Raw genomic sequence first — 14,153 nt, 5'->3', positions numbered from 1 at the left:
GCGTTCAAGGGGGGCATTCGATGCCCTCTTTGTTTTTCTCCATCCCCCATGCCGGCCTTTATGCTATGATGAATGCGACAAGGAAAGGAGCAGAAGCCGTGGTATTGAACAGAAAGCTGGTTGCAAAGAGCGGCGTTGGCCGAGCCTTATTCGACACGTCCAAGCAGGACTTTCCCTTTACGCTTGAGCCTTGCGAGCGAGGCTGGAGACTGCGTATCGGCAAGGTGGACATGGACATGGCGACTGAACTAAATGCGTTGGTTCAAGAGATCCACTTCTTCTACTATGAGGACGATCCTGAGCGGGACGAGCATAGAAAATGGTGGCTGAGCGACGTGGGCTGTCCCCAGCTCTCTTATGAGCCGGATAATGCCGCATTAACGATCGAGGTGTCCGAGAGAGTCGGCTTTACGGTGGACAGCACGGAGCATCGGATACAATAAAGCAGGCCCGCTAGGCATTCAGACGGCGATTTCTTCCGGCTAAGGTTTAGGGAGAGGAATATTCCAAAAGGCTGCAAAATGAATTATAATGAACCCTACAAGTAAATCCGATCGCTGTGAGAACGATGAGAACAGCTGCCAGAGAGGTGCGAGCTCCCCGAGTCCGTGTCCGATTCGGCAGCTGTTTTTGACGTTTGGGCGGGGTCTATACCGGACAAAGTCCGCAGCAATGGAAAGGTGGAGGGACATGGGCTTGTTGACCATGCGCTCGGTTATACCGGCTGTTCGCAATATGAAGGAATTCGAGCAAGCGCTCGCCTCGCCGCAGGAGGTCATCTTCTTGCTTGAGGGCGAGCTGATCCAGCTGCAGGGCATCGTGGCCAGCGCCAAGCGGGCGGGGAAAAAGATATTCCTCCATCTCGACATGGTGAAGGGGATCAAGGACGACGAGGCATCGCTCCATTTTCTGGCCAAGGCGGTCAAGATCGACGGAGTCATCAGCACGCGAACCTCTTCCCTTAACCATGCCAAGAAGTACGGATTGATGGCGATACAGCGGGGGTTTCTCATCGATTCCCATTCCGTGAAAACCATCATCAATTCCGCAAAGCATATTCAACCGGACTATATTGAGATTCTGCCAAGCTACTCCCATCCCAAGATTGGCCTGATCGCAAGGGAAACCGGGGTCAACATCATTCTGGGCGGCTTTATTGACGGTCTGGAGGACTTGCCGACGCTGTTCGGGGCAGGCGCGATTGCAGTATCGACAAGCAATGCAAAAATGTGGAGCTATGAGCCTTAAACAAGCGCTTGGGAGGATAATCGGTGGATAAATATATTTTGGCCTTGGATCAAGGCACGACAAGCTCGCGAGCGGTGTTATTCGATCATGAGGGAAAAATCGTACGCATCGCGCAGCAGGAATTCAAGCAATACTATCCCCAGCCGGGCTGGGTGGAGCATAACCCGAATGAAATCTGGGGCTCGATTCTGGCCGTCATCGCGACGGTGCTGTCCGAATCCGGCATTAAGCCGTTGCAGATTGCGGGAATCGGGATTACGAACCAGAGGGAAACTGCGGTCGTATGGGATAAGGAGACGGGGGTTCCCGTTCATAACGCCATCGTGTGGCAGTCGCGCCAGACGGCGGAAATCTGCGAAGAGCTGAAGCTGGCAGGCCATGAGGATACGTTCAGGAGCAAGAGCGGGCTGCTAATCGACGCCTATTTCTCCGGGACGAAGGTCAAGTGGATTCTCGATCATGCGGAGGGGGCAAGGGAAAGGGCGGAACGCGGCGAGCTGCTGTTCGGCACGATCGATACCTGGCTGGTTTGGAGATTGTCCCGGGGCCAAATCCATGTGACTGACTACTCCAACGCGTCCCGCACGCTAATGTACAACATTCACGAGCTTTGCTGGGACTCTGAGCTCCTGGATATTTTGCAGGTGCCCGAAGCGATGCTGCCGGAAGTAAAGCCTTCGTCGGAAATCTATGGTCTGACCGATCCGCACCATTTCTTCGGGTATGAGGTGCCGATTGCAGGCATTGCCGGAGACCAGCAGGCGGCGATGTTCGGCCAGGCGTGCTTCGAAAGCGGAATGGCGAAGAACACGTATGGAACCGGCTGTTTCATGCTCATGAATACGGGAGAGAAGGCGGTCGCATCCGAGCACGGCCTGCTCACGACAATCGCCTGGGGCGTCGGGGGCAAGGTCGTCTACGCATTGGAGGGAAGCATCTTCGTCGCCGGATCGGCCATTCAGTGGCTGCGCGACGGGCTCCGCATGTTCGCCGACGCCAAGGATAGCGAGCGGTATGCGGCTCGGGTTGCTTCTACCGAAGGGGTTTACGTCGTGCCGGCCTTTGTCGGCTTGGGCACGCCGTACTGGGACAGCGACGTTCGCGGAGCGGTCTTCGGCCTCACGCGGGGAACGACCAAGGAGCATTTCATTCGGGCCACGCTGGAATCGCTTGCCTATCAGACGAGAGACGTGCTGACGGCCATGGAGGCCGAATCCGGCATCCATCTGCATACGCTGCGTGTTGACGGGGGTGCGGTGAAGAACGATTTTCTGATGCAGTTCCAGAGCGATCTGCTGGGCGTTCCGGTTGAACGCCCCGTCGTGAACGAGACGACTGCGCTGGGCGCTGCGTATCTCGCCGGTCTTGCCGTCGGATTCTGGGAAAGCGACAAGGAGATCGCTAGGCAGTGGAGCATGGAACGTTCCTTCTCTCCGTCGATGGCTAGCTCGGATGCGCAGCTTCTTTATGAAGGATGGGGCAAAGCGGTGAGGGCGGCTATGGCTTTCAAATAAACGCTCGCTGTGGTACAGTGAAAACAAGTAAATAATCAGGGTTTGAGATGCTGAGAGACCGCTTCGCATTGTACGCTTTGGCGTATGATGAGTTTGCGGTCTCTTTATATTTGCACAGAAAGCGGGGAGCTTGGGATGGAGATGGGTACCTTCTCGGGAAAAAATAGATCGGCAATGCTAGAGACAATGTTGAATGAGCATTATGACTTGCTGGTGGTAGGAGGCGGCATTACGGGAGCCGGGATCGCCCTGGATGCCGCAAGCCGGGGGTTGCGCACGGCCTTGGTGGAAATGCAGGATTTCGCTGCGGGAACGTCCAGCCGATCTACGAAGCTGGTGCATGGCGGTCTTCGTTATTTGAAGCAATTCGAGGTGAAGATGGTGGCCGAAGTAGGCAAGGAGAGGGCCATCGTCTATGAGAACGGCCCCCATGTCACGACGCCGGAGTGGATGCTTCTGCCGATTTACCAGGGAGGGACGTTCGGTTCGTTTACAACCTCGGTCGGGCTGCGTGTCTACGATTATTTGGCCGGCGTCAAACGGAGCGAAAGGCGGAAGATGCTTAAGGCCGAGGCTACCTTGCAAAAAGAGCCCCTGCTTCGGAAGAACGGCTTGCGGGGAGGCGGATATTACGTGGAATACCGTACCGATGACGCGCGCTTAACGATCGAAGTCATGAAGCGTGCGGTTGAATACGGAGCGACGGCATTGAATTACGTCAAAGTAGAGAAGCTCGCTTATGAGGACGGACGCGTAAGCGGCGCGACCGTCAAGGACTTGCTGACGGGAACCGCGGGAGACGTACGGGCCAGAATGGTCGTCAACGCCACAGGCCCCTGGGTCGATACGCTGCGGGAGATGGATCGCTCTAAACGGGGAAAGAAGCTTCGGCTGTCCAAGGGCGTCCACCTGGTGGTCGATCGGGAACGGTTTCCACTGCGGCAAGCCGTCTACTTCGATACGGACGACAAGCGCATGATGTTTGCCATCCCGCGCGACGGCAAGACCTATGTCGGAACTACGGATACGTTCTATGACGGGGATAAGGCTCATCCGGGCATGACGGAAGCAGACAGGCAGTACATCATCGATGCCATCAACCTCATGTTTCCTGAAACCCGCATTACCGTACAGGATGTGGAATCCAGCTGGGCAGGCATCCGCCCGTTAATCTATGAAGAGGGGAAAAATCCGTCCGAGATTTCCCGCAAGGACGAAATCTGGGAGTCGGCTTCCGGGCTGATTACGATTGCCGGAGGCAAGCTGACAGGCTATCGCAAGATGGCCGAGGATACGATGGATCTTGTAGCGAGAAGGCTGCAGGGCCAGGTGCAAGCAAAGCCTTGCTTGACGAAGGGAATGGCGATATCCGGCGGAGACGTAGGAGGCTCAGAGCGCTTCGCATCCTATGCCGCAAGCAGGGCGAAGCAGGGCGAGGCCGTCGGATTATCGGCGGAGGCCAGCCTGAGGTTGGCAAAGTTCTACGGGTCCAATGCGGATTGCGTATACCGTTACGGCGCGGAGGCGCGGGACGAAGCGCAGCGTTACGGTCTTCCGCTGGATGTGTTCGTACGGGTGAAATATGCGGTTGAAGAGGAGATGGCGCTGAAGCCGGTCGACTTCTTCGTTCGCCGTACCGGCGCAATGTTCTTCGATATCGATGGGGTGCGCCGCTGCAAAGCCGGTGTCGTCGCACTAATGAAGGATATGCTGGGCTGGACCGACGAGAGCTCGGCGGCGTATGCGGCCGAGCTCGAAGAAGGCCTCCGCGATGCGGTTACCCCGGTGGAGGGGCCGTAACCGGAGCGGGATCATCCTTCCCACCACATCAGATTCGCGGTTGCCCCAAGCACGCCAAGAACCGACAAGGAAGCGCTGAGCGTGACGGTGATCGAATTATTCGGCGGTACGACCAGATTGCCGCGCTGGACGATCTCCACCTGTCCGGCGACAAGGGGCAGGGACAGAACCGAGGTGCCTCCGGAAGGAGCCGAGGTGGAGGAGCTTGCGGTCATTGCGCTTGTTTTCGCGCTGGCAAAATTGCTGTTCGTTGGGGTAACGGTTGCCGGAGAGGCGAGGGTTGCGTTTTTCGCGACGGTCAACGTAGCCGAGAAGCTGGATAACAGGCTGAGTGCGATTGAGGTGCCTCCTGCGATCAGGGACACATACAAGGTTTTGCCGCTGCCGGCCGGGTTGGCAAGCTGCAAGGCGATGATTACCGAGCCTCCCAGCCCCCCCAGGGAGGCGGAGTTTGTCGCCGTTGCATTGTATTCACTGCCGGTCTGAGCCGCTCCGATATCGGGAGCCGCGACTGTTCCGGGAGACGCATAGGTATTTATAGACCTCGTGTAGAGGGGGTGAGCCGACGAATCAAACAAGGAATCGTTAGGCATGATGAAGCGCTCCTTCTCTAGTATTCCCACCAGGACAGCACGGCCGAGGCCGTCAAGGCGCCTGTTCCCACCGTAACGGACAGCGTTTGGTTAGCCGGCACGACAATGCCTCCGCCGAACTCGATGAAATACATTCCCGCCGTCAAAGGGATCGCCAAGAAGCCGGTTGAGGTTCCCGTCAACGTTCCGGTGTTCTGCCGAGCCGTCGCGACGCTGGTATTGGAGCTGCCGAAATTGGCGTTAAAGGGTGTCGGAGTCGTTCCTGCCGGAATGGTTCCCCCCTTGAGCACGTTCACAGTTGCCGCGCCCGTTACTCCCCCCAAAAGACTGTTCATATACAACGTTTTGCCGCTTCCTGACGGATTTGCAACCTGAATCAGCAGGCTAGCCCCGGCCCCCACGCTGACGCTCCCTGAAGATAATATATAGAAAGCGCCGGATTTGGCGGCGTCTCCTGCCGGGCCGTTCCCAATTCCCGGAACCAGATAGGTATTGGTGGATTGCGTATATAAAGGACTATTCGATTGGTTAAACACGGAATTGTTAGTCAAAGGTCTCGTCCCCTTTGCCGGCTGCCGGAAGCAGCCCTGCAATTGCGCAAGCCGATAGGTCTCGCTGGGACAGTGTATGTGCAAGCGATGGTACAAGGGTGTGTGAATATCCGGGCGGTCAAGGAAAAGGCGCATGCCGTTTCCAAACGGCGGCTTGATTCATATTTTAGGAGAGATCAGGGGGTGATACCGTGGGGAAAACGACAGGATGCTCCGCTGCGAAACGGAGCAAGCCAAGGAAGAGGCGGCGGCTGAAGCCGCGGCCCTGCCGCAAGCAAAGGCCCCCCGCGTATTGCCCTGGATATACCCAGACAGAGGCATTGTCCATCTCCGCTACCGGGGAGGAGCGATATTTGCCTGTTATGGATACGTCCCGTCAGACTACTTATTCCTTCGGCATTGTTAATCGGGGTGAAGATTCTATCGTCGCCCGTATCCAGATCAGCCCCGACGGCAAACACTTTGCCGAGGACGCGGAGGAGATTGTCGCGGCAGGAAAAACGGCGGCACTTGTTCCCGCGAGATTCCTTCGTTACGCGAGGGTAGCCTTGCGCGCGCTAGAACCGGGACGGAAATCGATCGTTGATGTGTATTATCAGGCTCAATCGGTGATTTGAGGGAGGAGGACGGCAGTTGCCCAATTTTACGGTATTTAATACGAATCCGGATCATTTGCGCACTTTGATTTTCGGTCAAGATGCCGCCGGAGTGTCCAAGCCGCTAACTACGGATACTAGCGGAAATCTGCTGAGCGTCATCATGGACGGCACGATTAGCAATATTACCGTCTCGGCGGCTACGATTACAGGCGGAACGCTGACGAACCTGCTGAACGGTACGATCACAAGCGTAATGGGAGCGACGATTACGGCGGGAACGTTGAACAACCTGCTGAACGGTACGATCACAAGCGTGCTGGGAGCGACGATTACGGCGGGAACGTTGAACAATCTGCTGAACGGTACGATTACAAGCGTGCTGGGAGCGACGATTACGGCGGGAACGTTGAACAATCTGCTGAACGGTACGATTACAAGCGTGCTGGGAGCGACGATTACGGCGGGAACGCTGACGAACCTGTTGAACGGTACGATTACAAGCGTGCTGGGAGCGACGATTACGGCGGGAACGCTGACGGACCTGTTGAACGGTACGATCACAAGCGTAATGGGAGCGACGATTACGGCGGGAACGCTGACGAACCTGTTGAACGGTACGATCACAAGCGTGCTGGGAGCGACGATTACGGCGGGAACGCTGAGCAGCGTCACTTCCATCTCGCAGAAGAGCTTCATTGAGAGCCAGAATCTGAACGTCGCTACGGCCGATGCTTTTACGGCGCTTGCGGCGGTTACGACAAGCGTGCTGGGCACGTATTCGTTTTTCGTGTACAACAGAGGGCCGGGAGCGAACAAAGTGGATGCGCGGGTCGAGGTCAGCGCGAACGGGACGAACTGGTTCGACGACGTCGATACCGTCACGGGCATTGCGGTCGGCTCGGTAGACGTTCTCGTTCCGCAGCGGTTTTTGAAATATACGCGGCTGTCATACAAATCGAGCGCTACCGGAAATTCGACGACAATAGATGTGCTGTTTAACGCGCAGGGCACATAGTCACAAGGATATCGAGAGCATGCGGCCTCCTCCAGGCTGCGTGCTCTTCTGCATTCAGCGAAGACAGACGGAAGGGTGGAAAAATGACTATCGTCACTAACGGATTTGCTCAGGATCATGTATGCTTAAATCAAGACATACATGAGGTGATTCGATATGGAGTATTCTTTTTTCCCGATTGCAATCCTGATAGCGGGACTGGTCATTTGGCGCAGAAGCCGCAGCATGTTCCGGCCAATACAAGGAAACGGGACGCGCCTGATCCGTCCGTTGCTTTTTTTTCTGCCCTCTCTGTTTTTGATTCTCAATCCGAAAGTGCACGGTCCGGCATGGGAGTGGCTTGCGGCAATCGGAATCGGCGGTCTGCTGTCGCTGCCTCTGATCTATACAACCAACTACGAGCGTAGAGAGGACCAACAAATCTACACCGTCAAGAATATGGGATTTTTCATTTCCTTCCTGGGCATAATCGCCATTCGGTTTGTTCTGCGCGATTTCCTGGACGGCATTGATCCGGAAACGATGTCCTCTCTGTTCATGACCTTGCTCATCGCGTACATTGTCCCGTGGAGAGTTGCCTCCTACTTCAAATTCCGCAAAGTATATTTGAGCGCTCCGAAGTCTGCGGCCTAATCCGGCCGGCAACAAAGCACATCCCTGTTTGCTCCGACATATCGATACATGAAGCCTTTAATTAGGTTTCATGTTTTTTTTGTTACGGGGGGAAGGCGATGGCATCGGGAAAGACGCCTACCATTGGCGTTCAGCTCATTGTCAGAGACGAGGAAGATTTGCTTGGACGCTGCCTGGACAGCGTTCGAACATGGGCTCGGCAGATTGTCGTTGTAGATACGGGCTCGACGGACGGAACGGCGAGGATCGCAAGCGGACTTGGCGCGCAAGTGGTGGATTGGCCATGGTCCGACGATTTTGCCGCCGCGCGCAACGCAGGATTAACGCATGCGTCGACGGAATGGATTCTGGTGCTGGACGCGGATGAGGCGGTAAGTGAAGGAGCAGAGGCTCTGTCTGCCTATCTGGAGTCGGTTGGAGAGGACTGCTGCGAGGTCGCTCTTCGTCACAGAATCGGAGAGCGGCCGGAAGACGAGCTGACGAGCCGGGCGATTCGCCTGTTCCGCAACGGCTGCGGCTTTCGTTACGAAGGTCGTGTCCATGAGCAGCTTGTGCTTGATGACGGGAGACCGGCGACCGGCGCATCCGTTAGTCCGATTAAGCTGATTCATGACGGTTATATGCCGGAGCAACTGGCAAGGAAAGGCACGGCGCTCCGCAATCTGCGGCTGCTGGAGCAGATGCTGGACGACAGTCCTGGCGATGCCTTCTTACGATACAATCTTGGCGTGGCGAGCTGCCAGCTTGGCAGACTGGAGGAGGCCGCTCATCTGTTCGAGGAGGCGCTGGCCCTCGCGCCTGGGGCTGCTGCATATCGCCCGACGCTGGTCCGGGATTATGCCCTGCTTCTGACTGCATTGGATAAACGGGCGGCAACGGCTCAACTGCTGACAGAGGAAACGAAGCATTACCCCGGCTATGCCGATCTGCATTGGCTGCGGGGGCAGTGCCTTCAGGCTCAAGGACGGCTGGAGGCGGCCTGTCAGGCTTACGAAGCTGCAGCGAATTGCGGCGAGGAGGCGAGGAGTTCTTACATTTGCCTGCATGGATCGCATTCCTTCCGACCATGGACGGCACTGGCGGAGATCGCCCGATCAAGCGGAGAATGGACATTGGCGGACAGGCTTTACCAGGGTGCTTTAGCCTCGGAGCCGGGTTATGAAGCTGCCTGGCATGGATGGGCAGAAGCGTTGGCAGAAGCGGGAGGCTCATCGGACGATGTAAGTCAGCGGTTCTACAGTCTTTATCCAGGAATCCGGGAGCACAGTCGAACGAGTCTAATGGCGGCTAAGGCACTAGCTGGCATCGGGGGCCATCGGGAGGCGCTGGCCTTATTGAAGGATAGCGGTATTCGCCATTCGGAGCTGGAATGCCGCTGTCTGACGGCCTTGGGGGCATTTTCCGAAGTGGAGCAAGTCGTTCATCAGGACATGGACGAGACAGAGGGAGTCCAGCCGGAAACGCTTGATTACGCCATACTGGCTGTCATGAACCGGGGGACCGCGTTGCCGGACTGGCTGGCTGCCGCCCTTGGCGATAAGGAGGCGGCGGGCTTGAAGCGCTTGTGGGAGCGGCTCCAGTTGAAGGGAGCGCCAGCACAAAGAGGGAATACCGGAGATGACGCGCCGGAGGATAAGGCTTTCCTGGAAGCGGCGGAGCGGTTAAGCGAAAAAGCGCTGGCGACCGGATTGGCCGATCTGGGGGAGACGTTGTCGGCTGCGAGGGGGGAATCGGCAGAGACGCTGGCATTGCGGCTGTTTCGCAGGGGTTACGTCCTGCGTGCGGCCGATCGCCTGTTGCGTTTGCTGCAGGAGGATCGCCTGAATGCGGAGGGGTTAGCCAGTCTCGGACAGATTTTATTCTTGAGAGAGCATTATGCAACGGCGGCTTCCTTGTTCGAGCGTGCGCTTGAGCAAGATTCCGCTTATCAGGATGCACGCCTGGGAGCGGCCGAGTGTTACGCGCGGATGGCCCTTGCCGTGGCGGAGAACGGCTTGCGGCGGCACCCGGGGCATCCGCGTCTGACCAAACAGCGGCAGCGGCTGAACGAGAGCCTGCGCCTCATGAGGGGACTGCCTTGGCAGATTCGATGGACCGGGGCGGAAAGGGGCCATGCGAATGGTTGAGCCGTTGATCTCTCTGTGCATGATCGTCAAGGACGAGGCGGATACGCTATCCCGTTGCCTGGAAAGCGTGCAAGGTGCAGCGGACGAGATTGTGATCGTCGATACGGGCTCCACGGACGAGACGGTGGCCATCGCCCGGGCCTTCGCGGCAGAGGTGCTTCATGAGCCGTGGAACGGCGACTTTGCGGCGGCCCGGAACAAGGGGCTGGAAGCGGCGAAGGGAAAGTGGATTCTGTTCCTGGATGCGGATGAGGCGCTGGAATCTACCCATCGCTCGGAGCTTCGTCAATGGGCGGCTTTGGAGGAATACGAAGGCTTCTTCCTCCAGGTTCGCAATTACGTGGGCAATGGCGAGCAAGGGGCGACGGTGAATCCGATTCTCCGGCTTTTTCGCAACCGGCCGGAGCATCGCTTTCAAGGCCGGATTCACGAGCAGATCGCGGCTTCCATCGTCAAGCGTAGTCCCGGTGCGCCCTTTCACCTGACGGAGATCGTCATTCACCATTACGGCTATCAGCAGGCTTATGTCGAAGCGAAGGATAAAGTGAATCGAAACATGACGCTGCTGCAGGAGGCTGTCGCAGCGGAGCCCGACGATCCCTTCTACCGATACAATCTTGGCGTCGAGTATTTGCGCTCCGGACAGCCGGAGCAAGCGTTCCTGCACTTCCGCAAGGCTTCTTCGGCGATTGATCCGCTGGCCGTCAGCTATGCCCATCTGCTGGCCAAATACGAGATTCGCTGCAAGCAGGCCCTGGGACAGTGGGAGGAAGCGCTGGAGCTGGCTCGGCAAGCGTTAAGCCTGTTCCCGGATTACACCGATCTATGGCATGTCCGAGCCCAATGCGAGAGAGCGCTGAGCAGGCCGGGAGAAGCCGTTGCTTCCTTGCTGGAGGCGATGAAACGGGGAGCCCCTCCGCCTTCGTACCATACCGAGGAAGGCATCGGGACCTATCAGACGGCTTACTTGCTCGGCGAGGTTGCAGAGGAGCAAGGGGATTATGAAGAAGCGCTGCTGTGGTACAAGGAAGCGGTTAATTCCTGCGCCAGCTTGACTCCGCCGTTATACCGGATCTTTCATCTCCTCCGCGTAACCGGCCGCGAAGGGGATATTCCACGCCGGCTGGCCGAGGATTTCCGGCTAACCTCCGACGGAGCGTGGGCCAAGATTGTCGCGATTTTGCTGCAATGCGGCTGCGCCAGAGCGGCGGCAGACCTGCTGCATCACAAGCGGGGACGGCGGCTGCCCGAGGCGATGCGCCGAATGGCGCTGGCGGAAGTCGAGCTTCTGAGGGGGGATTCCAGGTCTGCGCGGCATAAGCTGACGGCGTCCTTTGGCAAGGTCAGGGAGGATAAAGCCAAGCTTCAACTGGGGGCGTTCGCCGAGCAACTGCGCTGGCTAAGCGGCGGAAGCGGGCCCTGGCGGGAGCCGGTCGCTAGAGCGTTGGCAGGAGATACGGATGCGGAAAATCGTATGGCTGCTCCAATGATCTGGCCGCAACTGGGCCGGCTGCTTGCCGGGAGCGCAGCCGGCGGAAAGAGAGAGGCGTTCGACCGCATAACGGAGCTGTGGCTTCAGCTTCTGGAGCAGCCGGACAGCAGGCCGGAAGGGGCGGATGCATTGGCGCTGCGCTTGTCTGCGCTTGCCGATCGCCATCTGGGGGCAGTCGTCGGAGCGGAGGGCGGGATGCGGGATGAGGCGCTGGCGGCAACGAGGCTCAGGCTCCCGACGGAGGACGGCCTGTGAAAGGGCGGGATCATTCGGAGCGGTGCGGCAAAGGAGGGGAGCGCTTGTCCGAAATCGGGATATCGTTGTGCATGGTTGTCAGAGATGAAGAGGAGATGCTGAACCGGTCTCTCTCTTCGGTAACGGGAGCCGTCTGCGAGAAGGTTGTCGTGGATACCGGCTCGGTCGACCGTACTCGGGAGATTGCCCGTTCTTACGGAGCGATGGTCGTTTCCGTTCCCTGGCGGGAGAGCTTTGCCGAGGCGCGGAATATTGCGGTCTCCCTCGCCTCTCAGCCGTGGATACTCATTCTGGACGCGGATGAGGAGCTGCTTGCGCAGGATTTGGCCGGCTCCCTGCCTTGGACGGGGCTGCGAGGCTTGATTCGAGATGCGGAGAGTCGAGGGGTCTTCGGTTACCAGCTGCGTGTGCAGAGCTATGTCGGGGAGGGAGAGGAATTCGTCACGGACTCCGTGTGCCGGCTGTTTCGCAATGATCCTCGCATCCGCTTCTCGGGAGCGATTCACGAGGAGGTGACTTCCGCGATCCTTCGCGCGTCCCCCACAGGCATGGCGGATGCGGGCGATCTCGCGCTGATTCGCCACTACGGCTATTTGGATCGGATTATCGCCGCCAAGCGTAAGCACGAGCGCAATCGCTCTCTTCTGGAGGCGATCATGAGGAAGGAGCCGGAGGAGCCTTATTGGCTGTATGCGCTGGGGACGGAGCATTTTCAGCGGGGAGAGTACGGGAAGGCGCTGGCGGCGTTCGAGCATATGCGCCGGCTGGTCCCGTCGGATGCGGGGTATCTGTCCGATTACTTTCTGAAGCGGGTATTTTCCCTTAGGGAGACGGGAAGGCGCCCGGAAGCGACAAGGCTGGCGGACGAGGCGCTTCGGGAATGGCCCGATTTTCCCGATCTGCTGGAATTGCGCGCGCTGCTGGCTTCCGATGAGGGAGAGGAAGAAGCGGCTTTGGCTTATCTCTCCGACGCGCTGGCGGCGGGAGATTGCTCCAAACGCTATTCCAGCAGCTCGGGAGCGGGCACCTACCGAACCTTGTATTGGAAGGGCTTCGTTCTGGAACGGGCGGGGCGCATCGAGGAGGCGCGGGAAGCCTACCGAAGCGCGCTTCTTCTCCATCCCGCCTTCGCTGCCGCGAAAGCGCGTCTGGCGGTCCTGAAGTGATCTTGTCTTGCCTGGGACCGTCTTCGTCCTATCGAGCCAGATAGTCCTTCAATACCTGCTTCCATCGTTGCCGCCACAAGGACTTGTCGAAGGCGAGGGCAGAGCGGCGAGCTTGCTGTCCCAGGCTCCGGCGCAATTCCGCGTCGCACACGAGGCGCTCTACCGCCGGAATCAGAGCCTCGGTCGCAGGCTCGACCAGCAGGCCGTTATGTCCGTCGATGATGAGATCATTTAGGCCGCCGACGTTGGTAGCGACGACGGGTAGGCCGCAACTCATCGCTTCCAGACAGGAGAACGAAGTGCCCTCCGAGAATACGGTCGGAATGATCGCGATGTCCGCTGCGTCATAGGCATTCCGTATCGATGCAAAATCGTAGGTCTGCTGCAGGATCGATGCGCGCTCCGGATGGGCTTCATGCCAGAGCTCGAAGGCATCCCCCGGAGGGCTGCCCCGGACGAGCTCGCCGGCGAATTCGACTTCGAGAAGATCGGGATACTTCGCCAACAGATGATCCGTCAGACGCATCATGGGGACAAGCCCGCGTTCCATGCTCAGTCTCCGGGGATACAGAAGGCGCAGCTTGCGCCGCGCCGCGTTGCCGGCGCCCCCGTCGTTGGAGCGGGGGACGAAGAACGCGGTGTCTACGCTATTGGGGATCACTTTGATATGTCCCGAGCCGGAGAATCGGCATACGGAGCGGCAATAGGTCAGAAAATGCGAATCGACGGAAACGACAACCGACAGATTGTCCAGGGCGAGCTGTATGGCGTCGGCCACTTCGTTCTTCATGTCCCGGGGAAACTGATGCATATCCCAGTTGATGCCGTGACAAATGCCCAAGCTGCCCGGCCGATAACGAATCGGGTGCCAAATGCAGCTGGCATAGATCAAGGAGCCCGACGCCCGCTCGGCCATGGCTTCGAAGGCTGCGGGAATGCGGTCAAAGTCATAAGGGTGGCCGTAGACCTTGATTCCCTCCCATTCCCGCTCGAAGGCTTCGAAGTAGGAGAGCTGATGAATCTCCGGCTCCTCTCCAAGCTCTCGAATGACGCCGCACAGCTCGTCCAAATATCTTTCCAGCCCCCCGCCGAACACCCGTCCGAAATTTTGATTGTATCCGTCCAGGAAGCTGTGCGTTAGCAGGCTTACCGTGCCCATAG

The 14,153-nt window shown here is 58.1% G+C and carries 13 protein-coding genes; 10 read left to right on the top strand and 3 right to left on the bottom strand.

What is annotated here, in order from left to right; translation table 11 throughout:
* Nucleotides 1-98 precede the first annotated feature (98 nt).
* The 4 genes from ACFO1S_RS08965 (at nucleotide 99) to ACFO1S_RS08950 (ending at nucleotide 4,562) form a co-directional block, all read left to right on the top strand.
* Entirely contained in the window at nucleotides 99-443 is a 345-nt protein-coding gene (locus ACFO1S_RS08965; protein ID WP_204602699.1) for a hypothetical protein, read from the top strand.
* 247 nt (nucleotides 444-690) lie between these two features.
* Nucleotides 691-1,248 (top strand): glycerol-3-phosphate responsive antiterminator, encoded by a 558-nt coding sequence (locus tag ACFO1S_RS08960; protein WP_378126629.1) that lies wholly within the window; start codon nucleotides 691-693, stop codon nucleotides 1,246-1,248.
* A 23-nt stretch (nucleotides 1,249-1,271) separates the two neighbouring features.
* The gene (gene glpK / locus ACFO1S_RS08955; protein WP_204602700.1) at nucleotides 1,272-2,762 is read left to right on the top strand and encodes a glycerol kinase GlpK; all 1,491 of its coding nucleotides are present in this window, start codon (nucleotides 1,272-1,274) and stop codon (nucleotides 2,760-2,762) included.
* Between the two features lie 174 nt (nucleotides 2,763-2,936).
* Nucleotides 2,937-4,562 carry a glycerol-3-phosphate dehydrogenase/oxidase gene (locus ACFO1S_RS08950; RefSeq protein ID WP_378126627.1) on the top strand — a complete coding sequence of 542 codons (1,626 nt, stop codon included), beginning with the start codon at nucleotides 2,937-2,939 and terminating at the stop codon, nucleotides 4,560-4,562.
* A gap of 11 nt (nucleotides 4,563-4,573) precedes the next feature.
* Here ACFO1S_RS08950 and ACFO1S_RS08945 read toward each other — a convergent pair whose 3' ends face one another.
* Both ACFO1S_RS08945 and ACFO1S_RS08940 read right to left on the bottom strand, forming a co-directional pair.
* On the bottom strand, nucleotides 4,574-5,155 hold the full coding sequence (locus ACFO1S_RS08945) for a hypothetical protein (RefSeq protein ID WP_204602702.1): 582 nt from the start codon (nucleotides 5,153-5,155) through the stop codon (nucleotides 4,574-4,576).
* Nucleotides 5,156-5,172: 17 nt separating this feature from the next.
* Complete coding sequence (locus tag ACFO1S_RS08940) at nucleotides 5,173-5,706, bottom strand: hypothetical protein (RefSeq protein ID WP_204602703.1); 534 nt, start codon at nucleotides 5,704-5,706, stop codon at nucleotides 5,173-5,175.
* Between the two features lie 362 nt (nucleotides 5,707-6,068).
* Here ACFO1S_RS08940 and ACFO1S_RS08935 point away from each other — a divergent pair, with 362 nt between their 5' ends.
* From ACFO1S_RS08935 to ACFO1S_RS08910, 6 genes are all read left to right on the top strand, one after another.
* The gene (locus tag ACFO1S_RS08935; protein WP_378126666.1) at nucleotides 6,069-6,323 is read left to right on the top strand and encodes a DUF6385 domain-containing protein; all 255 of its coding nucleotides are present in this window, start codon (nucleotides 6,069-6,071) and stop codon (nucleotides 6,321-6,323) included.
* Nucleotides 6,324-6,339: 16 nt separating this feature from the next.
* Nucleotides 6,340-7,320, top strand: coding sequence for a DUF6385 domain-containing protein (locus ACFO1S_RS08930; protein ID WP_204602705.1), 981 nt, complete (start codon nucleotides 6,340-6,342; stop codon nucleotides 7,318-7,320).
* 156 nt (nucleotides 7,321-7,476) lie between these two features.
* Nucleotides 7,477-7,953, top strand: a complete 477-nt coding sequence (locus ACFO1S_RS08925) for a CcdC protein domain-containing protein (RefSeq protein ID WP_204602706.1) — start codon at nucleotides 7,477-7,479, stop codon at nucleotides 7,951-7,953.
* Between the two features lie 98 nt (nucleotides 7,954-8,051).
* The gene (locus ACFO1S_RS08920; RefSeq protein WP_204602707.1) at nucleotides 8,052-10,079 is read left to right on the top strand and encodes a glycosyltransferase; all 2,028 of its coding nucleotides are present in this window, start codon (nucleotides 8,052-8,054) and stop codon (nucleotides 10,077-10,079) included.
* Nucleotides 10,072-11,826 (top strand): tetratricopeptide repeat-containing glycosyltransferase family 2 protein, encoded by a 1,755-nt coding sequence (locus tag ACFO1S_RS08915; protein WP_204602708.1) that lies wholly within the window; start codon nucleotides 10,072-10,074, stop codon nucleotides 11,824-11,826. Before ACFO1S_RS08920 ends, ACFO1S_RS08915 begins: the two co-directional genes overlap by 8 nt.
* Before the next feature lie 44 nt (nucleotides 11,827-11,870).
* Entirely contained in the window at nucleotides 11,871-12,992 is a 1,122-nt protein-coding gene (locus ACFO1S_RS08910; protein ID WP_204602709.1) for a glycosyltransferase, read from the top strand.
* Nucleotides 12,993-13,020: 28 nt separating this feature from the next.
* Here the strand turns inward: ACFO1S_RS08910 and ACFO1S_RS08905 are convergent, their stop codons facing one another.
* Complete coding sequence (locus ACFO1S_RS08905; protein ID WP_204602710.1) at nucleotides 13,021-14,151, bottom strand: glycosyltransferase family 4 protein; 1,131 nt, start codon at nucleotides 14,149-14,151, stop codon at nucleotides 13,021-13,023.
* Nucleotides 14,152-14,153 lie beyond the last annotated feature (2 nt).

Source organism: Cohnella boryungensis, from assembly GCF_042651945.1.
GTDB lineage: Bacteria > Bacillota > Bacilli > Paenibacillales > Paenibacillaceae > Cohnella > Cohnella boryungensis.
The sequence above is the reverse complement of the archived record's forward strand: the minus strand, read 5'-3'. Positions and strand labels throughout refer to the sequence as shown.